This window comes from Mycobacterium ulcerans subsp. shinshuense (genome assembly GCF_002355775.1).
GTDB classification, from domain to species: Bacteria; Actinomycetota; Actinomycetes; order Mycobacteriales; family Mycobacteriaceae; genus Mycobacterium; species Mycobacterium marinum.
This window is the reverse complement of sequence record NZ_AP017624.1, coordinates 3056702-3082821: the sequence shown is the minus strand read 5'-3', so window position 1 is coordinate 3082821 and position 26120 is coordinate 3056702. Positions and strand designations below refer to the sequence as shown.

The 26120-nt window shown below is 66.3% G+C and carries 19 protein-coding genes and 3 pseudogenes; 17 read left to right on the top strand and 5 right to left on the bottom strand.

Going from position 1 to position 26120, the window contains the following annotated elements; translation table 11 throughout:
- Positions 1-9 precede the first annotated feature (9 nt).
- From SHTP_RS13830 to SHTP_RS30435, 5 genes and pseudogenes are all read left to right on the top strand, one after another.
- Positions 10-1065, top strand: a pseudogene (locus SHTP_RS13830) (hydroxymethylglutaryl-CoA reductase).
- A gap of 45 nt (positions 1066-1110) precedes the next feature.
- Positions 1111-2277 (top strand): hydroxymethylglutaryl-CoA synthase, encoded by a 1167-nt coding sequence (locus SHTP_RS13825; protein ID WP_096370899.1) that lies wholly within the window; start codon positions 1111-1113, stop codon positions 2275-2277.
- Between the two features lie 16 nt (positions 2278-2293).
- Positions 2294-2803: pseudogene (locus SHTP_RS13820) on the top strand (polyprenyl synthetase family protein); the annotation flags it as partial.
- A gap of 140 nt (positions 2804-2943) precedes the next feature.
- Positions 2944-4146, top strand: coding sequence for an ISAs1-like element IS2404/ISMul1 family transposase (locus SHTP_RS13815; RefSeq protein ID WP_420811867.1), 1203 nt, complete (start codon positions 2944-2946; stop codon positions 4144-4146).
- Between the two features lie 201 nt (positions 4147-4347).
- Positions 4348-4614 (top strand): polyprenyl synthetase family protein, encoded by a 267-nt coding sequence (locus SHTP_RS30435; protein WP_420866692.1) that lies wholly within the window; start codon positions 4348-4350, stop codon positions 4612-4614.
- Between the two features lie 158 nt (positions 4615-4772).
- On the opposite strand, the gene SHTP_RS13805 is transcribed toward SHTP_RS30435, so the two are convergent.
- Positions 4773-6008: a protein kinase domain-containing protein gene (locus SHTP_RS13805; RefSeq protein ID WP_172900669.1), complete on the bottom strand. Its 1236-nt coding sequence runs from the start codon at positions 6006-6008 to the stop codon at positions 4773-4775.
- Between the two features lie 150 nt (positions 6009-6158).
- Between SHTP_RS13805 and SHTP_RS13800 the strand changes: the two genes are divergently transcribed.
- A complete protein-coding gene (locus SHTP_RS13800; protein ID WP_011741279.1) occupies positions 6159-6563 on the top strand; it encodes an Rv2175c family DNA-binding protein in 405 nt (134 codons plus the stop codon).
- Positions 6564-6600: 37 nt separating this feature from the next.
- Here SHTP_RS13800 and SHTP_RS13795 read toward each other — a convergent pair whose 3' ends face one another.
- Together SHTP_RS13795 and idsA2 are read right to left on the bottom strand one after the other, a co-directional pair.
- A complete protein-coding gene (locus SHTP_RS13795; RefSeq protein ID WP_096370897.1) occupies positions 6601-8181 on the bottom strand; it encodes an alpha-(1->6)-mannopyranosyltransferase A in 1581 nt (526 codons plus the stop codon).
- Between the two features lie 4 nt (positions 8182-8185).
- Complete coding sequence (gene idsA2, locus SHTP_RS13790; RefSeq protein ID WP_172900668.1) at positions 8186-9244, bottom strand: bifunctional (2E,6E)-farnesyl/geranyl diphosphate synthase; 1059 nt, start codon at positions 9242-9244, stop codon at positions 8186-8188.
- Between the two features lie 285 nt (positions 9245-9529).
- Between idsA2 and SHTP_RS13785 the strand changes: the two genes are divergently transcribed.
- The gene (locus SHTP_RS13785; RefSeq protein WP_096370895.1) at positions 9530-10426 is read left to right on the top strand and encodes a mycobacterial-type methylenetetrahydrofolate reductase; all 897 of its coding nucleotides are present in this window, start codon (positions 9530-9532) and stop codon (positions 10424-10426) included.
- Between the two features lie 45 nt (positions 10427-10471).
- On the opposite strand, the gene lppM is transcribed toward SHTP_RS13785, so the two are convergent.
- Both lppM and SHTP_RS13775 read right to left on the bottom strand, forming a co-directional pair.
- Positions 10472-11119 carry a lipoprotein LppM gene (gene lppM, locus SHTP_RS13780; RefSeq protein ID WP_096370894.1) on the bottom strand — a complete coding sequence of 216 codons (648 nt, stop codon included), beginning with the start codon at positions 11117-11119 and terminating at the stop codon, positions 10472-10474.
- Between the two features lie 149 nt (positions 11120-11268).
- Positions 11269-11907: a GNAT family N-acetyltransferase gene (locus SHTP_RS13775; protein WP_011741274.1), complete on the bottom strand. Its 639-nt coding sequence runs from the start codon at positions 11905-11907 to the stop codon at positions 11269-11271.
- Positions 11908-12209: 302 nt separating this feature from the next.
- On the opposite strand from SHTP_RS13775, the gene SHTP_RS13770 reads away from it, so the two are divergent.
- The 10 genes and pseudogenes from SHTP_RS13770 (at position 12210) to murD (ending at position 26118) form a co-directional block, all read left to right on the top strand.
- A complete protein-coding gene (locus SHTP_RS13770; RefSeq protein ID WP_096370893.1) occupies positions 12210-12614 on the top strand; it encodes an SCO2097 family morphological protein in 405 nt (134 codons plus the stop codon).
- Between the two features lie 408 nt (positions 12615-13022).
- Positions 13023-13454 carry a division/cell wall cluster transcriptional repressor MraZ gene (gene mraZ, locus SHTP_RS13765; protein WP_011741272.1) on the top strand — a complete coding sequence of 144 codons (432 nt, stop codon included), beginning with the start codon at positions 13023-13025 and terminating at the stop codon, positions 13452-13454.
- 1 nt (position 13455) lies between these two features.
- The gene (gene rsmH / locus SHTP_RS13760; RefSeq protein ID WP_096370892.1) at positions 13456-14643 is read left to right on the top strand and encodes a 16S rRNA (cytosine(1402)-N(4))-methyltransferase RsmH; all 1188 of its coding nucleotides are present in this window, start codon (positions 13456-13458) and stop codon (positions 14641-14643) included.
- Positions 14640-15911 carry a cell division protein FtsL gene (ftsL, locus tag SHTP_RS13755; RefSeq protein ID WP_096370891.1) on the top strand — a complete coding sequence of 424 codons (1272 nt, stop codon included), beginning with the start codon at positions 14640-14642 and terminating at the stop codon, positions 15909-15911. The genes rsmH and ftsL overlap by 4 nt, the downstream gene beginning before the upstream one ends.
- Entirely contained in the window at positions 15908-17983 is a 2076-nt protein-coding gene (locus SHTP_RS13750) for a peptidoglycan D,D-transpeptidase FtsI family protein (protein ID WP_020725603.1), read from the top strand. Before ftsL ends, SHTP_RS13750 begins: the two co-directional genes overlap by 4 nt.
- A gap of 250 nt (positions 17984-18233) precedes the next feature.
- Positions 18234-20032 (top strand): annotated as a pseudogene (locus tag SHTP_RS29815) (PE family protein).
- Positions 20033-20431: 399 nt separating this feature from the next.
- Positions 20432-22000 carry a UDP-N-acetylmuramoyl-L-alanyl-D-glutamate--2,6-diaminopimelate ligase gene (locus tag SHTP_RS13740; protein WP_096370890.1) on the top strand — a complete coding sequence of 523 codons (1569 nt, stop codon included), beginning with the start codon at positions 20432-20434 and terminating at the stop codon, positions 21998-22000.
- A complete protein-coding gene (locus tag SHTP_RS13735; protein ID WP_096370889.1) occupies positions 21997-23574 on the top strand; it encodes a UDP-N-acetylmuramoyl-tripeptide--D-alanyl-D-alanine ligase in 1578 nt (525 codons plus the stop codon). The genes SHTP_RS13740 and SHTP_RS13735 overlap by 4 nt, the downstream gene beginning before the upstream one ends.
- Positions 23571-24650, top strand: coding sequence for a phospho-N-acetylmuramoyl-pentapeptide-transferase (gene mraY, locus SHTP_RS13730; protein ID WP_096370888.1), 1080 nt, complete (start codon positions 23571-23573; stop codon positions 24648-24650). Before SHTP_RS13735 ends, mraY begins: the two co-directional genes overlap by 4 nt.
- Position 24651: 1 nt before the next feature.
- On the top strand, positions 24652-26118 hold the full coding sequence (gene murD / locus SHTP_RS13725; protein ID WP_096370887.1) for a UDP-N-acetylmuramoyl-L-alanine--D-glutamate ligase: 1467 nt from the start codon (positions 24652-24654) through the stop codon (positions 26116-26118).
- Positions 26119-26120 lie beyond the last annotated feature (2 nt).

The window sequence follows — 26120 nt, the reverse complement described above, 5'->3', positions numbered from 1 at the left end:
TAACCACAAATGACCACACAACAGGAGCAGCTCTCGGTGCATGTCCCCCTACGCTGGGTGGGGCCCATCAAGATCTCGGGCAGCGAAGGGCAATTCAGCGCCCATGCACCGTTGGCCACCTATGAATCACCGGTATGACCGTCCGTTGGCCGCGGGGCCAAACTGTCCCGTCTGACCGAAAACGGCATTGTCACAACCCTGATCGACGAGAAGATGACCAGGTCGATCCTGCTGACCGCCCCCGATGCCGCCGTCGCAAACAACACCGCGCGCCAACTGCAGACCGAATTCGCAGAGCTAGCAGCGGTTGTCGGACAAACACGCCGCTTCGCCGAGTTGATCGGGATGCACCCGCAGATCACCGCGAACCTACTGTTCATTCGATTCGAGTTCCGCACCGGCGACGCCAGCGGCCACAACATGGCCACACTAGCGGCCGATCACCTGATCGCACATATCCTGACCCGCTATCCGCAGATGGAATACGGATCGATCTCGGGCAATATGTGCTGCGACAAAAAGCCGATCGCGATCAACGGCATCCTAGGCCGCGGAAAAAACGTGCTCACCGAGATCGTGATTCCCCGCGACCTCGTCGAACAGCACCTGCACACCAGCGCGGCAGCGATCACCGCGCTCAACATCCGCAAGAACCTCATCGGCACCCTGCAAGCCGGTACCATCCGATCGGCCAACGCGCACTACGCCAACATGCTGCTGGCCTTCTACCTCGCCACCGGCCAAGACGCCGCCAACATCATCGCAGGCTCCCAAGGTGTAACACACGCCGAGGACCGCGACGGCGATCTGTACTTCTCCTGCACCATTCCCAACCTGATCGTCGGCACCGTAGGCAACGGTAAAGACCTGGACTTCGTCACCGACAACCTCGCCCAGCTGGGATGCCGCGAACAACGGCCCCCCGGCGCCAACGCACGCCGGCTCGCCGTAATCTGCGCGGCCACCGTGCTGTGCGGCGAACTGTCACTCATGGCCGCCCAAACCAACCCAGGCGAACTCATGCGCGCGCACACCACATACGAACGCAAACCATCGACGGCCTAACAACAGACAACCCCAAAACCGCAACACCGGAAAGGAACATCCATCATGGTCTCGATCGGAATTCACGACCTATCAATAGCCACTGCGCATTACGTACTCGACCACGCAACCCTGGCCGAACACCACGGCGTGGACGTGAACAAATACCTCATCGGTCTGGGCCAACAGCAGATGAGCATCGTCGCACCAGATGAGGACATCGTCACTTTGGCCGCCGCGGCCGCCGACCCGATCATCAAACGGCATGGCAGCCAAAAGATCCGGACAATAGTCATCGGTACCGAGACCGGCGTCGATCAGTCCAAATCGGCGGGAATCTGGGTGAGCTCCCTGCTGGGCCTACCCTCGAGCGCCCGCGTACTCGAAGTCAAGCAAGCTTGCTACGGGGCGACGGGTGCTCTGCAACTCGCGCTGGCATTCGTACACCGCGACCCGACCCAGCAGGTGTTGGTCATCGCAGCCGATGTGGCCCGCTACGACCTCGACAGCCCGGGCGAGCCCACTCAGGGCGCAGCGGCCGCGGCGATGCTGGTTTCGGCAGACCCCGCGCTGCTGCGGCTGGAGGAGCCCACCGGAATCTATACCGCCGACATCATGGACTTCTGGAGACCGAACTATCGCAGCACCGCGTTGGTCGACGGAAAGGCCTCGGTCACCGCATATATGGAGGCGGCATCGGGCGCGTGGAAAGACTACACCGAACGCGGCGGTAGACCCTTCGGCGAATTCGCGGCTTTCTGCTACCACCAACCGTTCACGAAAATGGCGTACAAGGCACACAAACAACTGGCCGCAGAAGCCGGTGAAGATGCCAGCGACGCCGCGGTCCAGGCGGCGGTCGGCAACACCGTCGAGTACAACCGGCGGATCGGCAACAGCTACACCGCATCGTTGTATCTGGCCCTCGCGGCGCTGCTGGATCAAGCGGACGACCTCTCAGATCAGCCGATAGCGATGCTGAGCTACGGATCAGGTTGTGTAGCCGAACTATTCGCCGGAACCGTCACTCCCGGATATCAGCAACATCTACGCACCGATCAGCACCGCGCAGCGCTGGAAACGCGAATCCCGCTGAGCTATGAGCACTATCGCAGACTGCACAACCTCACGCTGCCCACCAACGGCAACCACCACAGCCTGCCGGTGGAAACCTCCCGCCGGTTCCGGCTGACAGCGATCTCCGAGCACAAACGGATGTACGGCGCAGTCTGATGTGAGGAGGTGGTTGATGTCGCTCGGCATGGCCGATGTTCCAGATGCGCCACCGGATGCGGGTCGGATACTGCTGTCGCGGGCTCGGCGCGAGTGCGATCCGGTAATGCGGGTAGCCGTGGGCTGGTTGGCTGAGCCGATGGCAACCATGGCCGGGTATCACTTGGGCTGGTGGGATGTCAACGGATCCGGGGCGGGTGGTTGGTCAGGGCGGGCGACGCGGGCCGCTTTGGTGGTCGGGGCAGCCGCCGCTTGCGGTGACGCGAGTGCGGCGGCTTCGGTGGCGGCGGCGGTGGAGTTGATGCACAATTTCTCGCTGGTTCACGACGACGTGATGGATCGCGATGTCACTCGCCGCGGCAGGGCGACGGTATGGACGGTCTGGGGAGAAACCAGCGCGATCATGCTCGGAGATGCGCTACACGTCTTGTGTAGTCGCGTATTGGCCGAGATGTTGGCGCCCGAGGTTGCCATGACCGCGATCGCGACGTTGGAGTCGTCGTTTCTGGGTTTGCGTGTCGGCCAGGGCTCCGGCGTTGTTGATTAGCAGGCTTGTGAGCTGGGTTGATGATCTTTGGTGCCGCGCTATTGGGGCCGGAGTGTAGGCACGGGCTATCTGGAGAACGATCGAGTTGGTTACTGTTCGTCGTTGGTCTGGAGTTGCCCGTGCCTACCGTTTCAGTATTGCCTGTGTCGTCGGTTCCAGAGGTGTTCGACCGCTGGAGTCCTGGTGAGCGCAGCGAGCTCATCGGATCGGAGTTTCTCGATGTGTTGGCCTCGGTGCCAGACCCGAGGGACCCACGCGGTCGGAGGTATTCGCTGATGGCTTTGTTGGCGATCGCGGTTCTGGCCACTGCCGCGGGGATGCGCGGCTATGCTGGTTTTGCCACATGGGCGGCCACCGCTCCCGATGATGTGTTGGCCCAATTAGGGGTCCGGTTCCGGCGGCCCAGTGAGAAGACCTTCCGCGCTGTTTTGTCTCGGCTAGACCCCGCCGACCTCAACGCCAGGATGGGCAGTTACTTCACTGCACACGTGGCCAGCAGCGACCCCAGCGGATTGGTGCCGATCGCGTTGGACGGCAAGATGCTGCGTGGTGCTTTACGCGCCAAAGCGACAGCCACGCATCTCGTGTCGGTGTTCGCCCACCGTGCCCGATTGGTGCTCGGTCAACTCGCTGTCGCCGAGAAAAGCAATGAAATTCCCTGCGTACGTGCCCTGCTCACGCTGCTGCCGGGTAGCTTGCGGTGGCTGGTCACCGTGGATGCGATGCATACCCAGGTCGTCACCGCGAAGTTGATCTGCGCCACCTTGAAGTCGCACTACCTGATGATCGTCAAGTCCAACCAAGCCAAAATACTTGCGCGTATCACCGCGCTGCCCTGGGCCGAGGTGCCCGCAGCCGCTACCGACGACTCCCGCGGCCACGGCCGTGTCGAGACCCGCACCCTGCAAATCATCACCGCTGCACGAGGAATCGGCTTCCCCTACGCAAAACAAATCATCCGGATCACTCGTGAACGCTTGATCACCGCCACCGACCAGCGCAGCGTGGAGGTGGTCTATGCCATCTGCAGCCTGCCGTTCGAGCACGCCCGCCCTACCGCGATCATGACCTGGATGCGTCAACACTGGGGAATCGAGAACAGCCTGCACTGGATACGCGACGTCACCTTCGACGAAGACCGTCAAAGGGCACATACCGGAAACGGCGCACAGGTCCTAGCAACGCTACGCAACACCGCGATCAATCTGCACCGCCTCAACGGCGCCGACAACATCGCCGAAGCCTGCCGGATCACCGCTTTGACCGCCAACCGCCGCCTAGACCTCCTCAATCCACAATTCCCCAGCTCACAAGCCTGCTAATCAACAACGCCGGAGCCCTGGCGTGTCGGCCAGGTCGATGATGGTGACTTCGAGACGCTCAAGCGGGTAAGGGTCGACGGGTACTTGCGGATGGCAGCCGGGAAGACCGCGGGATTGATGGGGTGTGCCTGTGAGCTGGGGGCGCTGACCGCGGGTGCGTATCCGTTGACGGTATCGGCGATGCGGTAGTTAGGCTACCACCTGGGCCTGGCCTTTCAGATCCTCGACGACATCGTCGGCATTTGGGGAGATCCATCTGTCACCGGCAAGCCGCTCGGCAGCGATCTGGCCCGCCGCAAGAAGACTCTGCCGGTGATTGCGGCGTTGGAGTCCGGCTCCTCGGCGGCGCTCAAACTGGCTGAGCTGTATCGGTCTACGGAGCCGATGACGGCCAATGATGTGGCGTGGGCGAGTGAACTGATCGAAGCCGCAGGGGGGGCGCAAGGCAGCTCGGCGGCATGCCGATGAACTCATGGATGCCGCCCTTGCCGCGTTGCCTGACCAGCTAGGCTCGGCTGATCTGATCGGCTTGGCGCAACTGGTGATCGGTCGCGATAGGTGATCAGGCGGTGCTGGGTGGTCAGCGGATCGCCGGCGTAGGAAACTCGCTCAGTGGTGTTGCGCGACTACAGCAGTCCGCTCAAGTTGCCGCCGATCGTCCACGCCGCGGCCGCAACCATCCCGGTGATTGCCAGCACCACCGCTACCCAGATCAGCACGGTGCGACGGGCATGTTGTCGTGCCCAGGCAAATTCGTTCAGGGAGATTCCGGCGAACTGCCCTGACACCGGCTCGTATTCATACTCGTCGGATTCGTCATCGAAGTCGGAGCCGGGGGGCTCGTTGTGATTCTCGGGTTCTCGGGGGAGCTCGCGCGTCGGCTGGCGGCCGTGCGGAGAGGCCGAGACTTGCTCGGAGGCCTCGAAGGGCCGGTGTTGGTTGACTCGGCTGTGCTGCAGCGCCGCCGACCGGTGCTGTGCCGAGTTGCGCGGTGCCGGCACCCGGAATTCGGGCAGCGCCAGCTCCTCCACGATTGCGTCCAGATCGGCCGCCATCTCGATCGCGTCGGCGTACCGTTCACTCGGGTCACGGGCGGTAGCGCACGCCACAAATTCATCGAACTGTGTTGGAACGCCCGTGATCACAGCGCTGGCGGGCGGCACGTCATGATCGAGTCGTTGATACGCGATGGACAACGCCGTGTCACCGGTGAACGGCGTAGCGCCGGTGAGCAGTTCGTAGGTGAGGATGCCGGCGGAGTAGACGTCACTACGGGGGCCGGCGTTGCCGTCGCGGACCTGCTCCGGGGACAGATAGGCTGCGGTGCCCAAAATGACGCTGGTGGAGGTGATCCCAGCCGCTGCGACGGCACGGACCAGCCCGAAGTCCGCGATTTTCACGTCACCGTCATCGGAGATCAGGATGTTCTCCGGCTTGACGTCGCGGTGGACCAAGCCGGCTCGGTGCGCGGTCGCCAGTCCACCAAGCACCGGGCGCAGCACCGCCGCGACGGCATGGGGCGGCATCGGGCCACGTTCGCTCAGCAGCTCCCGCAGGGTGCCGCCTTCGATGAGCTCCATCACCAGAAATGGATGCCGCGCATCTAAGCCCTGGTCGTAGACGGCGACCAAGCCGGGGTTCTTCAGCCGGGCGACCGTGCGGGCCTCGAGCTGAAAGCGGGTGAGGAATTGCTGATCGCCCGCATAGCGGGAGTCCATCACCTTCAGCGCGACCGGGCGATCGAGGCGAACGTCCAGGCCGCGGTAGACCGTCGAGGTTCCGCCGCTGGCGATCCTGGCCCCGACCAGGTAACGGCCATCCAACAGCGCGCCGTCCAATTGGTCCCCAATCCCGGCTTCAATTCGGCCCCGATGCGGGCCGACACGGTCTGCGAAGGAGCCGGGGAATTCAGCTCGAGCCACTGAGCCATCCTAGGTTGCGCCGCGAATCGCAGGGCGCAACGTAGCCGCAACGCGCACACCCGCCAGCTTGCCAGGTTCTACACTGGCGCGGTGGGCAGTATTCCGGCCGGCGACGACGTCCTGGACCCCGACGAACCAACCTATGACCTGTCTCGGGTCGCCGAACTTCTCGGCGTTCCGGTCAGCAAGGTGCATCAGCAGTTGCGCGAAGGCCACCTTGTCGCGGTGCGGCGCGAGGGGGGTGTGGTCGTGCCGCAGGTCTTTTTCACCAGCTCAGGTCAGGTGGTCAAGAGCTTGCCAGGGTTGTTGACGATCCTGCATGACGGCGGATACCACGACACCGAGATCATCCGGTGGTTGTTTACACCGGACCCGTCGTTGACCGTCACACGCGACGGCTCACGCGACGCGGTGAGCAACGCGCGCCCCGTCGACGCGCTCCATGCTCACCAGGCTCGTGAAGTCGTCCGCCGCGCGCAGGCCATGGCCTACTAAGAAGGCTCGATCCAGGCCGTCTGAGGCTCGCTGAGCCCTACTGAGGGTCCTTGGTGCCCATATCGAGGGGCGCCGCGGGCTCGTCGGCCGGTGTCTCGCCAGGCCGGGTGCGCAGGTCGGGCGCGCGGTAGAGCGCGTACCACGCGGCCAGTGCGCAGCCTGTGGCGATCCAGAAGTGCAGCCAGGAGTACATCCCGTGTGATCCGTCGGGCTTAAAGATCACCATGATCCAGGTCGAAATCCCGGCGATGGCCGCCATCGATCGCCGGGACTGCGCCAGCGGCGCCGCGACGGCCAGCGGCCAGGAGTAATACCAAGGCAGGGCGGCTGGTACGAACAGCACCACGATGAGCATCGACCACGCGATGCCGGTCAATGCGGCCCGGTCGTCGCGCCGGAACCGCCACCACAGCAGCGGGAGCGATACGGCGATGATCGCGATTCCGATGAGTCGGGTGACGTGCAGCAAGGTGTAGAAGTCGAGCGTGAAGAAGTTCCTGCCCAGGGCATGGATCAGGTTGGCCGCCCCGGTCGGCAGGGTCAGCCAGTTGATGATCTTGACCGAACCGGCCAGCGCAGTGAGCCACCCGAGCCCCACCCGGGCCACCGCGGACAACACCGAGAACACGGCAAGAAAAACCAGTAGCGAGGCGGCGGCGGCCACCAGGAAGGCATGAGCCGGCCGATACCCCCGGCGCTCGTGTAGATGGCGCATCCATACCCAGAACAGGAAGGGCAGTGCCAGCCCGGCCGTCGCCTTGACCGCGACGGCGACCGTGATCAGCGCGATACCCGCAACATGGTGGCGTTGCAGGGTTAATGCGATACCGGCGGCCATCAGGCCCACCATCAGCATCTCGTTGTGCACCCCGCCCATCAGATGAATCAGGACCAATGGGTTGAGAACACAGATCCACATTGCGGTTGGGCTGTCGGCCCCGAGATGGTGAGCCAGGCGCGGGGTCGCCCAGATCAGTAGGGCCAACCCGGGCAGCATGCACAAACGCAGCAGCATGGTTCCTGCGACAACGTTGTTGCCGACGATCATGGTGACGACCTTTGCCACCAGGATGAATGCCGGACCGTACGGTGCGGTCGTGATCGTCCAGATCGGACTTACGTCGTTGAGCAGCGAATTCGCGTTGGCAACCGGGCTGACGGCGTAGGGGTCCAGGCCGTCGCGGAGCAGTGCCCCCTGGGCGAGGTAGGAGTAGGTGTCCCGGCTGAAGATGGGCACCGAAAGCAACAGGGGCGCCAACCAGAACGCCGTGGTGGCCCGCATGGTGAACTCGCCGGCTTGGCCGGCGAGGACCCCTCGCCCCAATCGCAGCCAGGCGATCAGCATGAGACCAACGCCCAGCCACAAAACGATCGATGACAGCACCAGCCCGTGACCGAAGCGCAGCCAGGACATGTGGATGGATTCCAGCAGTGGATCGTGCTGGCGGATGCTGCCCGCTCCCAGCCCGCCGACGGTGATCAGCACCGCACCCAGCAGCCCCAGCCGCGCAGGCCCGGCCTGGGGGGAGGGCGCAAACTCTCGAATCCGCGAAAGGCGTTGCCTAACAGACATTTTTGTCACAGAGAGGGCTTCCGGAGTGGGTGTTGGACTTGTCATTGGTTCAGGCCGACCGGTCCGTGGCCGTCCGGGCCAGCGCGGACAAGCCGGCTTTGGCGCTGGCATTGATGGGTATGGACTCGAGTGTGGCAAGTGCGCGCCGGGTGAGCCCGGCGATCCGGTTCTCGGCGGCCGCAAGGGCCCCGACCCGCACGATCACCTCGCGCAGCTCGCCCACCTGCGAGTCGGTGAGCTCACTGCCGACCGCGGACCGCAACAAGTTGGCGGCCTTCGAGTCCGACCTGTCCGCCAGCGCGGCCGCCTCGGCGATCAACACCGTGCGCTTTCCCGACCTCAGGTCGTCGCCGGATGGCTTTCCCGTCACTGCCGGGTCGCCGAACACCCCCAGCACGTCGTCGCGCAGCTGAAACGCGACTCCGAGATCGGTTCCGAACTGGTGGAACGCCTCCTGGACATCGGGCCGGTCGGCGGCCGCGGCCGCCCCCAGCTGCAACGGCCTCGAGACCGTGTAGCAGGCGGTTTTGAAGGTTGCGACAGTCATTGCCGACGTAATGGAATCGGCCGCGCTGGCTTCGGCCACGATGTCAAGGTATTGCCCGCCCAGCACCTCGGTGCGGATATCCGACCAGACGCGCTGGACCCGCCGTTGCGCGGCGGGTGACAGGCTTGACTGGGAAACCCGCGAAATGATGTCGTCGGCCCAGGCCTGTGCCACATCGCCGATCAGGATCGCTGCCGAGATCCCGAATTGCTGTGCTGGGCCGAGCCAGTTCCGGTCCCGGTGTAGCGCCGCGAAGTGTATGTGGGCCGTTGGCCGGCCGCGCCGTGTTGACGAGGCGTCGATGACGTCGTCATGTATCAACGCCCAGGCATGTAGCAGCTCCAGCGCAGAAAACAACAACAGTAGATCCGGGTCGGGATCTTCGGTTGTCACGGCCTGCCAGCCCCGATAAGCGAAAATCGGCCTTAGCCGCTTGCCCCCGGGGAGCACGAACTCTTCCAGCCATGCGGTCAAGGCGCCGTAGTCGTCGCCGATGTAGGCCGCCTGGCTGCGACGATCACGCAAGTACAGTCGCAGTTGGTCGGTGATGGCGCCGGCCAGCTCTTCGGTTGCCGATGCGTCGACGCTCAGCGCGGCGCCCCTTTCTGCTCGGCTTGTCTCTGGCCCGACAGTGTATTAGGCCACAGCGCAGGCGGCGGGTGTTGGTCTTTTAGGGTTGCGGCGCGGGTTGACCCCACAAGTTGCTTCGCCTAACTGACTAACCCACGCCTATGCTGTTGGAAGTGACTTGGGTTTTGCGGCTCCGCGCGACCCGGATCCCCTGTGCGCGGTGTGGCGCCGCCTGGCAACGGGCAGAGAATAATCGTCAAAACAAAGGGGAGCTGTGTGACCCTACGCACGATCGCGCTTGAGCTGGTGCCGCCCAATGTCGATGGCGGCAAGGAACGGGCATTGGAAGATGCGCGCAAAGTGGTGCAGTACTCGGCGGACTTCGGGCTGGACGGCCGTCTGCGGCACGTGATGATCCCCGGGATGATCGCCGAAGACGACGATCGGCCGGTGCCGATGCAGCAGAAGCTCGACGTGCTCGACTTCTGGCAGATCATCAAACCCGAAATGCCGGGGATCAACGGCTTGTGTACGCAAGTAACCGCGTTTACCGACGAAGCGGCCCTGCGTCGCCGGCTGGTGGATTTGTCTGACGCCGGTATGGAGGGCGTGGTCTTTGCCGGCGTGCCGCGCACCATGAACGACGGGGAAGGCTCCGGGGTTGCACCCACCGACGCGTTGTCGATTTATCGTGACTTGCTGCCCAACCGCGGTGTGATCGTGATTCCCACCCGAGACGGCGAACAGGGCCGGCTCAATTTCAAGTGCAACCAGGGCGCCACCTACGGCATGACCCAGCTGCTGTATTCGGACGCCATCGTCAAGTTCCTCACCGAATTTGCCTACAGCACCGACCACCGGCCCGAGCTGCTGCTCTCGTTTGGCTTCATCCCGAAAGTCGAAAGCCGCGTCGGCCTGATCAACTGGCTGATCCAGGATCCCGGCAACCCTGCGGTGGCCGCGGAACAGGAGTTCGTCAAGCGCCTGGCCGCGAGCGAACCTGCTCAGAAGCGCCAGCTCATGGTCGACCTGTACAAGCGGATAATGGACGGCGTCGTCGGTCTGGGCTTCCCGCTCAGCATCCATTTCGAGGCGACCTACGGGGTGTCTCCGGCCGCTTTCCAGACCTTCGCGGAAATGCTCGCCTACTGGGCGCCCGACACACACGGCTAGCCCGTTCGGCGGCACCGGGCCCCGGCGGCGTCGAGTCGAGCGCGCTTAGCTTGGCGGCTGATCGCCGGGGGCTGTGAATCGCGGGGAGCGGTCCCGGCTGACCCAAGCCAGCGCCGCCACCACCCCGGCGGCGGCGAACGACGCGATGGCGAGCCAGATGCCTGCCGCGGTGAAGGACCGGGTGTTGGGATCGGTGTAGCGCGCCTGAGCGTTCATGGTGCTGACCACACCCGGCTTGAGTTTCCACTGCACCACTTCGGGCTCGATGCGATCGCCGTTGGTGGACGTCACGGTGCCAGGGAACGCAACGGTCAGCTCGACCTCGGCATCGGCATCGGTCACCGACGTCAGATCGACGCGGCCCTCGAGAATCACCATGTTGCCGTTGCGGCGCAGCGACAGGTTCACTCCGGCGGCGTCGGGATTCATGTTGGCCAGCTGAGGCAGTTCGGCGAAGGTGAGATCGGAGAACACCGCCTGCGATCCCACGTAGCCGTCGCTGTCGTAGTTGGAGACCGCGACCTTCTGGCTGAACGCGACGTTGTCGCTGTCCAGCTGGGGCCCGGCGTCCTTGTTGTTCTTCGGTTTTGCCGCCGCGATGATCTCCCCGGACACCAGGTCCTCGGGCGAGATGGTGATCGACGCTCGGACCCGCAGGCACCCGGTGGCAAGCGGCACCAGCATCAATAGCATTGCGATTGCCAGCAACCGCCGTCGTCGGGCGCGCAACGCTGGGGCAGCTGGGGCTGAAAGTGGGGGAGAGCTGGCACGCACCTGGTCATCGTGCCAGACCCGGTGGGTTGGTACGGCAACCTGTCCGCCGGTTCGGGTGCCGCCGGGGCCTACAGGGGAAGCGCGCGGCCCAGGATTGCGAATGCGCGCGGATCGCCGGCGAAGTAATAGCCGCGGAGGATGTCGGTGAATCCCAGCCGCCGATACAGCCGCCACGCTCGATTGTCCTCGCCATTGCTTTCCGGAGTGGAGAGCAAGACGCTCTCCTCGCCGCGGCCGGCCAGAAGCCGACGGGTGAGCGCCTCTCCGATGCCCCGGCCTTGGGCGTTCGGATGGATATGCAACTCCGTTAGCTCGAAGTAGCTGCTCATCACCCGAGCGATCGCGTGCATCGGAAAACCGCGGCGTTGCAGGCCCAAAACGACCTGCTGTTGCCACCATTGACCGGGTGCTCCGGGATAGCCGTAGGCCACCCCGACCATCGGAGCGTTGGCCAGATCTGCGGCCGGCAACTCGTGGTTGGGATCGGCGCCAATGATGTCGGGGAGCTGCGTTGATGGCTGTGTTTGCGGTACGTCAACCGCGGCCACCGCCTTCCAGCCGCTGCGTCGGACGTGTTCCAGCCACATGGCAGCGCGCTGGTTTTCGGTGCCTCTGGGGTAACGCATCGCGTCGACGTAGACCGTCAAGGCCTCCCTGAGGCGGCGCTCCATCTCGTCCGGCGGCAGATCAATGACGAAGATCGTCAACGCGGGCTGCCCTCCTCGTGGTTGTTTGGTGCGATGCTTCAGCACCAATATCTGACCACGCGCCAGTAGCTCAGCGAGCGGTTGGATGGTGATCGACCCGGAGTCGACGGGGCAATTGTGATGGGTTGCATCGCAGCGGTACTCCCACCCATTCGTGCGCATTGATGACGCCAGGATAGAATCGCCGGCGAACCAGTGGTACCGCACGGATTCAGCTCGTATCATCTGAGTTAGTTGCCCGCACAACGGGCATCCGCGTTGCTATCGGTAGTTACGTGACAGCTGTCGGCAAGGAGGGGCGAATGCCACTCTCCGATCATGAGCAGCGGATGCTCGAGCAGATCGAGAGCGCTCTCTACGCCGAAGACCCCAAATTCGCCTCGAGCGTCCGTGGCGGGGGTTTCCGTGCACCGACAGCGCGCCGGCGGTTACAGGGCGCGGCGTTGTTCGTCATCGGTCTGGCGATGCTGGTCTCCGGTGTGGCGTTCAAGGCCACGATGATCGGAAGCTTCCCGATTTTGAGTGTGTTCGGCTTCGTCGTCATGTTTGGCGGCGTGGTGTTCGCCATTTCTGGACCGCGGTTGTCGGGTCGGGTGGATCACTCCCGGCCGGCGTCTGGCACATCGCGTCAGCGCCGCGGCAAGGGGTCGGGCGGCTCGTTCACCAGTCGTATGGAGGATCGGTTCCGCCACCGTTTCGACGAGTAGGCGAATATCTGAACAAGGCGGGGCGGCCCACGGCCGCCCCTTTTTTGTGCCGCGGTGCGCTGGGCTGCCCGGTGCGGGTTTGCCCATTTCCCCGTGCGCACCCACGAACTGGGCAATTACGGCGGATAGTCCGTACCGATCCCCATCTGTGACCGATCGGCGTGTCGCATATGCCCCACTTGGCCCCACTTGGCGCCCATTCTCGGCCTGGATGCCTCTGAAATGCGGCTTTGTCACTCCTTAGACCCTCTACATGGGGGGTGGTGGCGGTAGGGCTTCATCCCGAAGTGGCAGATCAGTGGAAAAACATGGGCGCGAAACCCTGGCAATGGGGCGAAGTGGGGGATTGTGGGGTATGGTGGCTGAAGTGTTTGGGTGAGCAGAGTGACTCTGGCTGGAGGTGGCCTAGTGTTTCTCGGCACCTACACGCCCAAACTCGATGACAAGGGGCGGCTAACGCTGCCGGCCAAGTTTCGCGACGCATTGGCAGGGGGGTTGATGGTCACCAAGAGCCAAGATCACAGCCTTGCTGTCTACCCCCGGTCGGAGTTCGAGCAATTGGCTCGCCGGGCCAGCAAGGCGCCGCGCAGCAACCCCGAAGCGCGAGCCTTCCTGCGTAACCTCGCCGCCGGCACCGATGAACAGCATCCCGACAGCCAGGGCCGCATCACGTTGTCGGCCGACCACCGCCGCTATGCGGGCCTCACCAAGGACTGCGTGGTGATCGGAGCGGTTGACTATCTCGAAATCTGGGATGCGCAGGCCTGGCACGAGTACCAGCAACTCCATGAAGAGAACTTCTCCGCGGCCAGCGATGAAGCACTCGGCGACATTTTCTGAGGTGCATGTCCGTGCACCGTGGTCTCTGCCCGAACCGACCCTGGCGTACTTCCCCAACGCCAGGTTCGTGCCTTCGGACAGGGACCTCGGCGCAGGGGCATTGCGCCTGGTAGGCGAGGATTGCCCGGCCCCAACCAGGGGAGGTGTCGCGGTGGCTGACGGCCCGACGGAACCCGGCTTCAATGACTTCCACCATGTGCCCGTGCTGGCGCAACGCTGCGTCGAACTGCTCAGGCCCGCGCTGACTCGCCACCACGCGGACGGGTCGGAGGCGGTTCTGGTCGACGCCACTATCGGCGCGGGTGGACACGCGGAGCGGTTCTTGACGGAGCTGCCGGGTTTGCGACTGATCGGGCTCGACCGTGATCCCAGTGCCCTCGAGATCGTCCGGACTCGATTGGCGCGCTTCGCCGACCGGGTCACGCTGGTGCACACGCGCTACGATGGTCTGGCCCCGGCGTTGATCGAACTGGGTTATGGCGCAGCGCAATCGATCGACGGCGCGCTATTCGACCTGGGCGTCTCGTCGATGCAGCTCGACCAGGCCGAACGAGGCTTCGCCTATTCCAAGGACGCCCCGCTGGACATGCGAATGAATCCGCAGTCAGCGCTGTCGGCGGCCGACATCATCAATACCTACGACGAGGCGGCACTGGCCGATATCCTGCACCGCTACGGCGAGGAGCGGTTCGCGCGCCGCATCGCGGCCCGCATCATCCGCAGGCGCGCCGACAGGCCGTTCACCACCACCGCGGAACTCGTTGCTCTTCTCTACGAGGCGATTCCGGCTGCGGCGCGGCGTACCGGCGGACATCCGGCCAAGCGCACGTTCCAGGCGCTGCGAATTGCGGTCAACGACGAGCTGGGCTCCTTGCGTAGTGCCGTCCCCGCCGCAATGGACGCGCTTGCTGTTGGCGGGCGGATTGTCGTCATGGCCTACCAATCTCTGGAGGACCGGATCGTCAAGCGGGTGTTCGCCGACGCGGTCGCCTCGCGCACACCGGTGGACCTTCCGGTTGAACTTCCCGGCCATGGGCCGCGATTCCGCTCGTTGACCCACGGCGCCGAACGCGCGGATGCGGCCGAGGTGGAACACAACCCGCGCAGCGCGCCCGTGCGATTGCGGGCGTTGCAACGGCTTGAGCTCGAGGCACTACCGCGACAAGGAACCGGGAAGGGCGAGTCATGAAGGCGAAGCGCGAGGCTCGGGTGCCTGGAAAAAGCCAAAGCGGCGATCGTGGCGGCGGACGCGACGGTTCGGTCGCCCGTACCACCAGGCGCACACCGGCTGACGCGTCGCGCCGTGGTCGGGCCGGAAAGAAGAAGGCGCCCAACCGGGAGGCGCGGATCCCGATGTCGGGACCGCAGACCACACCCATGCCGCGGCCCGCGGAGCGCCCGGCGCGGCCGAAGAACACCGGGCAAGCCAAAGCGCGGGCCAAGGCTCGGAAAGCCAAGGCGCCCAAGGTCGTCCGGCCCAAGCTGACGGAGCGGATGGCGGTCCGGCTGGCCTCGATGGACCTGCGTCCCCACGCACTGCTCAGCAGGGTTCCGTTTGTGGTGTTGGTGATCGGCTCGCTCGGGGTGGGGCTGGGGCTCACCTTGTGGCTGTCCACCGACGCGGCCGAGCGTTCGTATCAGCTCAGCCATGCTCGGGAGCGAACCCGGATGCTGCAGCAGCAGAAGGAATCGCTGGAACGCGATGTGCGCGAGGCGGAATCCGCGCCCGCGTTGGCCGAAGCGGCCCGCAAACAGGGCATGATCCCCACCCGGGACACCGCCCATCTGGTTCAGGCTCCGGACGGAAACTGGGTGGTGGTGGGTACCCCGAAGCCGGCTGATGGTGTACCCCCGCCACCGCTGAACAGCAAGCTGCCCGAAGAAGGTCCTCCGGCGCCTCCGAAGCCGGCCGCGTTGCCGCCCGAGGTTCCGGTGCGGGTGATGCCGGGTCCCGACGATCCGGCGTTGCTACCCAGAACGGGACCGCAACTGTTGCCGCGCACTCCAGACGGTTCGTCGACCCTTGGCGCCGGCACCAACCACCTACCGGGCCAGCCCCCGATCGAGATTCCGGGGCAGGTACCCGGGGCGCCGGGGCCGGTGCCGCTTCCCGGCCAGTTGCCTGGCGTTGCGGGTCCGGTCACCGGGCCGGGCCAGTTGCCAGGACCGGCGGCCGGGGCGGTCCAAGTTCCCCCGGCTCCGGTCGTGTTGCCCGCACCAGTGCCCGCTCAGGTGCCCGCTGAGGTGCCGGTCCCGGTGCCAGCGGTCACGGCGCCGCCCGTCGCGGTCGTCCCCGTGGCCCCGCAGACCCCCCTGGCTGCGCCGGTGCCGGGGACGGCCGGGCTTCCGGTGGCTCCTCAGGCGGCGGTACCGGCGCCGGTGCCAGCGCTTCCGGCTCCGGCTAGCGGTATACAGCCCGGTCCAGCCGCTGCTGCGGCGCCAGGGGTGTCACGGTGAGCCGCGGCGAATCGCGGCAGGCTCGTCCGTCGCAGTCCTCGCGGTCACGGCGGGTCTCGGGCAAGGCGCATAGCGCCCACGAACCGCGCCAGCCCAGGTCGTCCGGTAAGACGCGGGCCGACCGCTCGCCCAAGCAGGTTCGTGAACCGAAGCGACTGCCCCAAGCCAAACAGGCCAAGAAGACCCGTCCGGCGGCGCGCACTGAGGTCGCCCCGCCCGGCCGGTCGGCACGGGAGCGGCGCACCCGCCAGGCGGTGGAAGTTGCCAGCCGCGGTGCTTCATTCGTGTTTCGGCACCGAGCCGGAAACGCGGTGATCTTGGTGCTGATGCTGGTGGCGGCGACCCAGCTGTTCGTTCTGCAGGTATCAAATGCCGAGGACCTGCGTGCGCAGGCGGCTGGTCAGCTGAAGGTCACCGACGTCGAAGCCGCGTTGCGCGGCTCCATCGTCGACCGGCACAACGATCGGCTCGCCTTCACCATCGAGGCACGTGCGCTGACATTCCAGCCGAAGCGGATTCGCAAGCAGCTGGAGGAGGCCAAGCTGAAGTCTCCGGCTGCGCCCGACCCCCAGCAGCGGCTGAAGGACATCGCGAAGGACGTTGCGGGCAAGCTGAACAACAAGCCCGATGCGCCCACCCTGCTCAAGAAGCTGCAGAGCAACGAGTCGTTCGTGTACCTGGCACGCGCCGTCGATCCGGTTATCGCCAGCGCGATCACCGACAAGTATCCCGAAGTCGGTTCGGAGCGCCAGGATCTGCGCCAATACCCGGGTGGATCGTTGGCGGCCAATATCGTGGGCGGCATCGACTGGGACGGCCATGGTTTGCTCGGCCTGGAGGACTCGCTTGACGCGGTGCTGGCCGGCACCGACGGGTCGGTGACCTACGACCGGGGATCGGACGGCGTCGTCATCCCCGGCAGCTATCGCAACCGGCACAAAGCGGTGCACGGGTCCACCGTCCAGCTGACCCTGGACAACGACATCCAGTTCTACGTGCAGCAACAGGTGCAGCAGGCGAAGAACTTGTCCGGAGCCCGCAACGCCTCGGCGGTGGTCCTGGACGCCCAGACCGGCGAAGTCCTTGCCATGGCCAACGACAACACCTTCGACCCGTCTCAAGACATCGGCCGCCAGGGCGACCGCCAACTCGGCAATCTGGTGGTGTCATCGCCTTTTGAGCCGGGTTCGGTAAACAAGATCATCGCCGCGGCCTCGGTCATCGAGTACGGGCTGAGCACCCCCGACGAAGTGCTACAGGTGCCCGGCACGATCCAAATGGGCGGCGTTACCGTGCACGACGCCTGGGGCCACGGTGTCATGCCCTACACCACGACCGGGGTGTTCGGGAAGTCTTCGAACGTGGGCACCCTGATGCTCGCGCAGCGGGTCGGCCCGGAACGTTTTTACGACATGGTCGGCAAGTTCGGTCTGGGCCAGCGCACCGGTGTCGGATTGCCCGGCGAAAGCGCCGGCCTGGTGCCGCCGCTCGACCAGTGGTCGGGCAGCACGTTCGCGAACCTGCCGATCGGCCAAGGGCTTTCGATGACACTGCTGCAAATGGCCGGCATGTACCAGGCGATTGCCAACGACGGGGTGCGGATACCGCCGCGGATCATCAAGGCGACCATCGCCGCCGACGGAACGCGTACCGAAGAGCCACGGCCCGAGGGCATCAGGGTGGTGTCGGCGCAGACCGCTCAAACCGTGCGCGAGATGCTGCGCGCGGTCGTCCAGCGCGACCCGATGGGCTATCAGCAGGGCACCGGAACCGCCGCCGCGGTGCCGGGCTACCAGATGGCGGGCAAGACCGGAACCGCGCAGCAGATCAACCCGGCATGTGGCTGCTATTTCGACAACGTGTACTGGATCACCTTCGCGGGACTGGCCACCGTCGACAATCCTCGCTACGTCATCGGCCTGATGCTGGACAACCCGGAACGCAACTCCGATGGAACCGCCGGTCACTCGTCGGCGCCGCTGTTCCACAACATCGCTGCGTGGCTGATGCAGCGCGAGAACGTGCCGCTGTCCGCGGACCCGGGGCCGCCCCTGCTGCTGCAGGCCACCTAGGAACCTGCTGCCGAGACCCACCACTGAACCAGTGCAACGCCTAGGTGCGCCGGCTCGTGTCGCGACCGCTAGGGAGAATGCTGGCCGCCATGCCTCACTGGAATCAGCCAAATATCTGAAACTGCGGTTTACATTCGGCATTGAATGTAAAGTTCTGGTAATCGGGAATTGCGTGATGTCAGAACTCGGTCGACCTGTCCATCCGGGTCGCCCGCTAACCGGCATCGGACTTGCGTGAGGGGATTTAGCGATGTCGTTCGTGTCGGTAACTCAGGAGGCACTGGCCGCGGCTGCGTCGGATGTTGGGGTGATCGGGTCGAGCCTGCAGGCGGCCAATATGTCGGTGGCGGCCCCGACGGCCGGGGTGTTGGCAGCGGGTGCTGATGAGGTGTCGGTGGCGATGGCGGCGTTGTTTTCCGGTCATGGACAGGCTTATCAGACGCTCAGCGCTCAGGCGAATGCGTTTCATGCCCAGTTTTTGCAGGCGTTGACCAATGCGGGGGGCGCGTATGCGGCCGCGGAGGTGGCCAACTTATCGCCGTTGCAGGGTGTTGAGCAGGGTGTGTTGGGGGTGGTCAATGCGCCCGCGCAAGCGTTGTTGGGGCGCCCACTGATCGGTGATGGGGCGGCGGGAACCGCGGCCAGCCCTAATGGTGGGGCTGGGGGGTTGTTGTACGGCAATGGTGGGGCCGGCTACAGCTACACCAGCGGCGCCACCGCTGAGGCAGGTGGTAACGGGGGCGCGGCGGGGTTGATCGGCAATGGCGGGGCTGGAGGCAGTGGCTGGGCCGGAGGAGCTGGGGGTGCCGGGGGCAACGGTGGATGGCTCTACGGCAACGGTGGGGCCGGCGGGCTAGGCGGGGCCGCCGCTGGGGACTACACAGCGGGCGGGGTTGGTGGTGCGGGTGGCAACGCCGGGCTGTGGGGTGACGGCGGAGCCGGCGGCAACGGCGGCGCTACCTATGATTACGATCAGAATTTCTCTCGACTGGGGGCACTCGAGGGGCCGGCGGTAACGGCGGGCATGGTGGGCTGCTTTTCGGCAATGGCGGCGGCGGTGGCGACGCCGGGGCAAATAATAAATTCGTTACGGCTCAGGCCACGCCGAACGGCGCTGCCGGAGGGTACGGGGGAAACGCCGGGCTGTGGGGCAATGGCGGGGCCGGCGGCGACGGTGGCTTCGGCGGTACCGCAACAGTAATCGGGGACGGCGGGACCGGCGGAAACGGCGGGGCCGGCGGAAACGGCGGGTTGTTGTCCGGCGACGGCGGGGCCGGTGGGATCGGCGGCACCGGGGGCATCCAGATCTACAGCGGCGGAGGCATCGGCGGTGCTGGCGGTATCGGCGGGAACGGAGGGGCCGGCGGTACCAGTGGGCTGATCGGCGATGGTGGAGCCGGTGGGGCCGGCGGAACCGGTGGTGGAAACGCCGGCGTCGGTGGTGTGGGCGGTGTCGGCGGAACCGGGGGAGCGGCGAGACTGTTTGGCAGTGGTGGAAGCGGTGGGATCGGTGGAACCGGCGGGCATAGTCTCATCAACAGCGGCGGCGGCATCGGCGGAAAAGGTGGCGGCGGCGGGGCAGCCGGGTTGATCGGCGATGGCGGGGCCGGCGGGGCGGGCGGCAACGGAGGGGACGGTACTGGCGCTGGTGGCCTGGGCGGCAACGGTGCCAGCGCCGATTGGATCGGTAACGGCGGGTCCGGCGGCGCCGGCGGGTCCGGCGGACTCGGTGCACATGCCGGTGCCGGCGGGAATGGCGGGTCGTTGTACGGCAATGACGGGTCCGGAGGGGCTGGCGGGACCGGCGCTAGCGGTGCCGGCGGCAACGGTGGTGGCGGCGGAGCAGCCGGGATGATGGGTGATGGCGGGGCCGGCGGCGACGGTGGGGACGGCAGCGCGGCTGGCGGGCTGGGCGGCGACGGTGGCAACGCCGATTGGCTCGGTAACGGCGGGGCCGGCGGAACCGGCGGGTTCGGCCTACCGCCAGCGACCGGCGGTTTCGGCGGGCGAGGCGGTCGACTATTCGGCTCGCCCGGCGCCCAGGGCTGACGTGCGCTGATGTGCCTGTCGGCGGCTTGCCGGTGCTGATTGCGCCGCCGCCGTCTGCTGCTGGTCGGCTTTCATGTGGCCTAGCCGCTGTTTATCGGGGTGTCGTGCGCCTCAGTAGGTAGCGCCCAGGAACCGGCGTGAGCGCGATTGTCGGCCCCGCCCCGCCGGGTTGCGGCCGATCACGAGCTGTTCGTCGCGGTGCTTGACCTAGGCTCGGGCTCCGGCGGTCGGGAACGGCGGGCCAGATGTCCGCTGTGAGCTGGGCTGTCACTGCGGGTCAACCCAGAGTTGTGCAGCCGGCGCGGCGCCGGGTGGGTACGGCACCGCGTCGTTACCGGGCGCGACTGGGTAGGGTGTCATGGCCGACCGGTTTCTCCCGGTGTCGGCCGTCGGACGGAGGTGGTGGGCGAGGTGGAGTCGGTGTTGCGCCCCAGCGCCGGCCCAGGTGTGCCGCTGGCTGAGCTGGCAGTTCAAGTCGGAGCGGTGCTCGCCGATGGCCCACATCGAGCCGCGGCCGTCCCGGACACGCTGATCACGGGCATGACGCTGCGCGCTCAGGCGGTGCAGCCAGGCGATCTGTTCGCGGCGCTGGCAGGATCTGCCACCCACGGGGCACGCCATGCCGCCGACGCGATCGAGCGCGGTGCCGTCGCGGTGCTCACCGACCCTGCCGGGGTGACGGCGATATCCGCGCTGGGTTGTGTGCTCGGCACCGTGCCGGTACTCGTCCATCCCGCGCCCCGCGGCGTACTGGGTGAGGCCGCCGCGCTGGTGTACGGACACCCGTCCGACCGGCTGACCGTTGTCGGTATCACCGGAACGTCGGGTAAGACCACCACGACCTATCTGGTGGAGGCCGGTTTACGGGCCGCCGGGCGGGTCGCCGGCCTGATCGGCACCATCGGCATCCGCATCGATGGCGCCGACATACCCAGCACCCTGACCACCCCCGAAGCGCCCGCCCTGCAGGCAATGCTGGCGGCGATGGTCGAACGCGGGGTGGACACGGTGGTAATGGAGGTGTCCAGTCACGCGCTGACCCTGGGCCGGGTGGATGGCATCCGGTTCGCGGTCGGCGGCTTCACCAATCTGTCGCGCGATCATCTCGATTTTCACCCCACGATGGCTGACTACTTCGAAGCCAAGGCATTGCTGTTCGATCCTGCCTCGGCGCTGCGTGGCCACAGCGTGGTCGTTTGCATTGATGACGAGGCCGGTCGTGCGATGGCCGATAGAGCCGGTGTCGCCATCACCGTCAGCGCCACAGGTCAGCCGGCGCACTGGCGCGCAACCGATGTGGCCCCGGTGGGGGCCGGAGGGCAAGAATTCACCGCGCTCGATCCTGCCGGCGTGGGGCATCGGGTGCGCATTGGGTTGCCCGGACACTACAACGTGTCCAATTGCCTACTGGCGCTGGCGATTCTGGATGCTGTCGGGGTCTCGCCGGAGCAGGCTGCGCCAGGGTTGCGGGAAACCCGGGTGCCTGGGCGCCTGGAACAGGTGGACCGCGGTCAGGACTTCCTGGCGCTGGTGGACTACGCGCACAAACCCGGCGCGCTGCGGGAGGTGCTGAGCACCCTGCGGAATCCGCAGCGCCGGCTGGCGGTGGTCTTCGGGGCAGGCGGTGATCGTGACCCTGGCAAGCGTGGACCGATGGGGCGCATCGCCGCGGAGCTGGCCGATTTGGTCGTTGTGACCGACGACAATCCTCGTGGTGAGGATCCCGGGGCAATTCGACGCACGATTGTGGCCGGGGCGGCCGAAAGCGGCGGGGCGGCGCAGGTGGTTGAGATTGCCGACCGAGGTGAGGCGATTGGCTACGCGGTCGACTGGGCGCGCACCGGTGACGTGGTGCTGATTGCGGGTAAGGGGCATGAAACCGGGCAGCGTGGCGGCGCAGAAGTGCGTCCGTTCGACGACCGGGTGGAGCTGGCCCGAGCCTTAGAGGCGCTGGAGTCCTGCACATGATCGACTACACCGTCGCCGAGATCGCCGAGATTGTCGGGGGGACGCTGGTCGACATCTCGCCGCAAGAGGGTGAGCAACGGCGGGTCACCGGGACCGTGGAGTTCGATTCGCGGGCGGTCGGTCCGGGCGGATTGTTTCTGGCTCTGCCCGGCGCGCGTGCCGACGGACACGATCACGCGGCGGCGGCGGTCGCGGCCGGTGCCGTCGCCGTGCTCGCCGCCCGCCCCGTCGGGGTCCCGGCGATCGTGGTTTCACCCGAACCGGACTCGACCGCCGACGCGTTGACCGGGGTGCTCGAGCACGACGCCGACGGGTCGGGTGCGGCCGTGCTGGCCGCCCTGGCCAAGTTGGCCAAGGCGGTGGCCGCGGAGCTGGTGGCCGGCGGACTGACCATCATCGGGATCACCGGGTCGTCGGGCAAGACATCGACCAAGGATCTGGTGGCCGCGGTGCTCAAACCTTTGGGCGAGGTCGTCGCACCACCCGGGTCCTTCAACAACGAACTCGGGCATCCCTGGACCGTGCTGCGTGCCACCCGCAGCACCGACTACCTGATTCTGGAGATGTCGGCACGCCATCCCGGCAATATCGCCGCGCTGGCACGGGTGGCACCACCGGCCATTGGGGTGGTGCTCAACGTCGGCACCGCACACCTGGGGGAGTTCGGTTCACGCGAGATCATTGCCCAAACCAAATCTGAGCTGCCGCAAGCCGTCCCGGCATCCGGGGTGGTCATCCTCAACGCGGATGACCCGGCTGTGGCGGCCATGGCCGAGGTGACTGCCGCCCGGGTGGTTCGGGTGGGTAGAGCCACCGCCACCGGAGCCGGCTGGGCCGGTCCCGGTGATGTCTGGGCGGGACCGGTCTCGCTGGATCGGCTGGCCCGGCCGCAGTTCACCATGCACGCCGGTGACGCCGCGGCCCAGGTACGACTCGGGGTGTACGGGGACCACCAGGTCTCCGACGCGTTGTGCGCCGGCGCGGTGGCCCTCGAATGCGGCGCGAGCGTGTCGCAGGTGGCGGCCGCACTCGCCGAGGCGGGGCCCGTGTCGCGGCACCGGATGCAGGTGAGCACCCGGCCGGACGGGGTGACGGTGATCGATGACGCCTACAACGCCAACCCGGATTCCATGCGCGCCGGGCTGCAGGCGCTGGCGTGGATCGCCCGCGGTGAGGCGGAGTCGACCGCCGCGAGTCAGCCTGGTGTCCGGCCTCAAAGTCGGCGCAGTTGGGCAGTGCTGGGCGAGATGGCTGAGCTCGGCGCGGACGCGATAACCGAGCACGATCACATCGGCAGGCTCGCCGTGCGCTTAGATGTGTCTCGACTCGTTGTCGTGGGAACTGGGAGGTCGATGAGCGCCATGTACCACGGAGCGGTCATGGAGGGTTCGTGGGGCACGGAGGCGGTCAGCGTCCCGGACCGCGACGCTGCCCTGGCAGTGTTGCGCGCGGAGATCCAACCCGGAGATGTCGTCCTGATCAAGGCCTCGAACTCGGCCGGCCTGGGTGAGCTGGCCGACGCGCTGGCTTGCGCAGACGCAGGCTGTCAAGACCGCGGGAGTGCGCACTCATGAGACAGATCATGATCGCCGTCGCCATCGCGGTGGCGGTTTCCATCCTGCTGACACCGGCCTTGATCCGGCTGTTCACCAAGCAGGGATTTGGTCACCAGATCCGTGAGGACGGCCCACCGAGCCACCACAGCAAACGCGGAACACCGTCGATGGGTGGAGTCGCGATTCTGGCCGGCATCTGGGCGGGCTACTTCGGCACCCACCTCGCCGGCCTGGCTTTTGACGGCGAAGGAATCACCGCATCGGGTCTGCTGGTGCTGGGCCTGGCGACATCGCTGGGCGGCGTCGGATTCCTCGACGACATGATCAAACTCCGCAGGTCGCGCAACCTGGGGCTGAACAAGACGGCCAAGACGGTGGGGCAGATCACCTCCGCCGTGCTGTTCGCGGTGCTGGTGTTGCAGTTCCGCAATCCGGCCGGGTTGGCGCCGGCCAGCGCCGAACTGTCCTATGTGCGCGAGATCGCCACCGTCACCTTGACGCCGGCGTTGTTCGTGCTGTTCTGTGTGCTCGTTGTCAGCGCCTGGTCGAATGCGGTCAACTTCACCGACGGGCTCGATGGGCTGGCTGCTGGGTGCATGGCGATGGTCACCGGCGCCTACGTGTTGATCACCTTCTGGCAAGACCACAACGCCTGTGTCACGGCACCCGGGCTGGGCTGCTACAACGTGCGTGATCCGCTGGACCTGGCGCTCATTGCCGCCGCGACCGCCGGTGCCTGCATCGGCTTTCTGTGGTGGAATGCCGCTCCCGCCAAGATCTTCATGGGCGATACCGGATCCCTCGCGCTGGGCGGCATCATCGCCGGACTCTCGGTAACCAGCCGCACCGAGATCCTGGCGGTGGTGTTGGGGGCGCTGTTCGTCGCAGAAATCACATCGGTGGTGGTGCAGATCCTGACCTTCCGCACCACCGGGCGCCGAGTATTCCGAATGGCGCCGTTCCACCATCACTTCGAGCTGGTCGGGTGGGCCGAAACCACGGTGATCATTCGTTTCTGGCTGCTCACCGCCATCACCTGTGGTCTGGGCGTGGCCCTGTTCTACGGTGAATGGCTGGCCGCGATCGGTGCCTGACATGCTGGACCCGCTGGTGCCGGGCGCACCGGTGCTGGTCGCCGGCGCCCGGGTGACCGGCCGCGCGGTGCTGGCCGCACTGACCCGCTTCGGTGCGATACCAACGATGTGTGATGACGGTCCGGCGATGCTGCGTCCCTTCGCCGAGAGCGGGGTCGCCACCGTGGACCCGTCGGTCGCCGTGCAGCAGCTGGCGCAGCCCGAACCCAGCCCGGAATCAAGATATGCCCTGGTAGTTACCAGTCCCGGTTTCCAGCCGAGCACGCCCGTGCTGGCCGCGGCGGCGGCCGCCGGCGTGCCCATCTGGGGCGATGTGGAACTGGCCTGGAGATTGGATGCCGCGGGCTGCTACGGACCGCCGCGTCGCTGGCTGGTGGTGACCGGGACAAACGGCAAGACCACTACGGCCTCGATGCTGCACGCCATGCTGGTGGCCGGCCAACACCGCAGCGTTCTGTGCGGAAACATCGGCAGCCCGGTGCTGGACGTGCTCGAGGAGCCCGCGGACCTGTTGGCCGTGGAGTTGTCGAGCTTCCAGTTGCGTTGGGCGCCATCGCTGCGGCCCGAGGCCGGCGTGGTCCTCAACATCGCCGAAGATCACCTCGACTGGCACGGCACGATGGCGGCCTACACCGAAGCCAAGGCGCGGGTGCTTACCGGTCGGGTGGCGGTGGTAGGGCTCGACGACAGCCGCGCGGCCGCGCTGCGCGACACCGCGCCGGCTCCGGTACGCGTCGGCTTCCGAATCGGTACGCCGGCGGTCGGAGAGTTGGGCCTGCGCGACGGGCATCTCGTCGACCGGGCCTTCTCCGACGATCTGGTACTGTTGCCGGCCTCCTCTATCCCGGTGCCGGGACCGGTGGGAGTCCTCGACACCCTGGCCGCGGCCGCATTGGCTCGCGCGGTCGGGGTGTCGGCCGATGCGATCGCCGACGCGGTCGCCTCGTTTCAGGTTGGCCGGCACCGCAGCGAAGTTGTGGAGGTCGTTGACGGCATCACCTACGTCGACGACTCTAAGGCCACCAACCCGCACGCTGCCGAGGCATCGGTACTGGCCTATCCACGGGTGGTGTGGGTGGCTGGCGGACTGCTCAAGGGCGCATCCGTGGACGCGGAGGTGGCCCGGATGGCGTCGCGGCTGGTCGGGGCGGTGCTCATCGGCCAAGATCGCGCAGAGGTTGCCGAGGCGTTATCACGACACGCGCCCGATGTCCCCGTTGTCCAGGTTGTGACAAGCGAGGATGCTGATATGGGTGAGGCGTGTGGTGCTTCTGTTACAAAAGTTGACGATGTTGGGGGTTCCCTCGGCGCTCGCGTGATGCGTGCCGCGGTGGCGGCGGCTCGCAATATGGCCAGGTCTGGCGACACGGTGCTGCTGGCACCGGCCGGCGCCTCATTTGACCAGTTCACCAGCTATGGCGATCGCGGCGACGCCTTCGCGGCGGCCGTGCGCGCCGCGGTCCGGTAGGC

Coding starts and splice junctions, on each gene's coding strand:
- SHTP_RS13825 (WP_096370899.1), top strand. CDS start 1,111: ATGGTCTCGATCGGAATTCACGACCTATCAATAGCCACTGCGCATTAC.
- SHTP_RS13795 (WP_096370897.1), bottom strand. CDS start 8,181: ATGACAAGTCCAACACCCACTCCGGAAGCCCTCTCTGTGACAAAAATG.
- lppM (WP_096370894.1), bottom strand. CDS start 11,119: ATGCTATTGATGCTGGTGCCGCTTGCCACCGGGTGCCTGCGGGTCCGA.
- SHTP_RS13770 (WP_096370893.1), top strand. CDS start 12,210: ATGCCACTCTCCGATCATGAGCAGCGGATGCTCGAGCAGATCGAGAGC.
- ftsL (WP_096370891.1), top strand. CDS start 14,640: ATGAAGGCGAAGCGCGAGGCTCGGGTGCCTGGAAAAAGCCAAAGCGGC.
- SHTP_RS13735 (WP_096370889.1), top strand. CDS start 21,997: ATGATCGACTACACCGTCGCCGAGATCGCCGAGATTGTCGGGGGGACG.
- mraY (WP_096370888.1), top strand. CDS start 23,571: ATGAGACAGATCATGATCGCCGTCGCCATCGCGGTGGCGGTTTCCATC.
- murD (WP_096370887.1), top strand. CDS start 24,652: ATGCTGGACCCGCTGGTGCCGGGCGCACCGGTGCTGGTCGCCGGCGCC.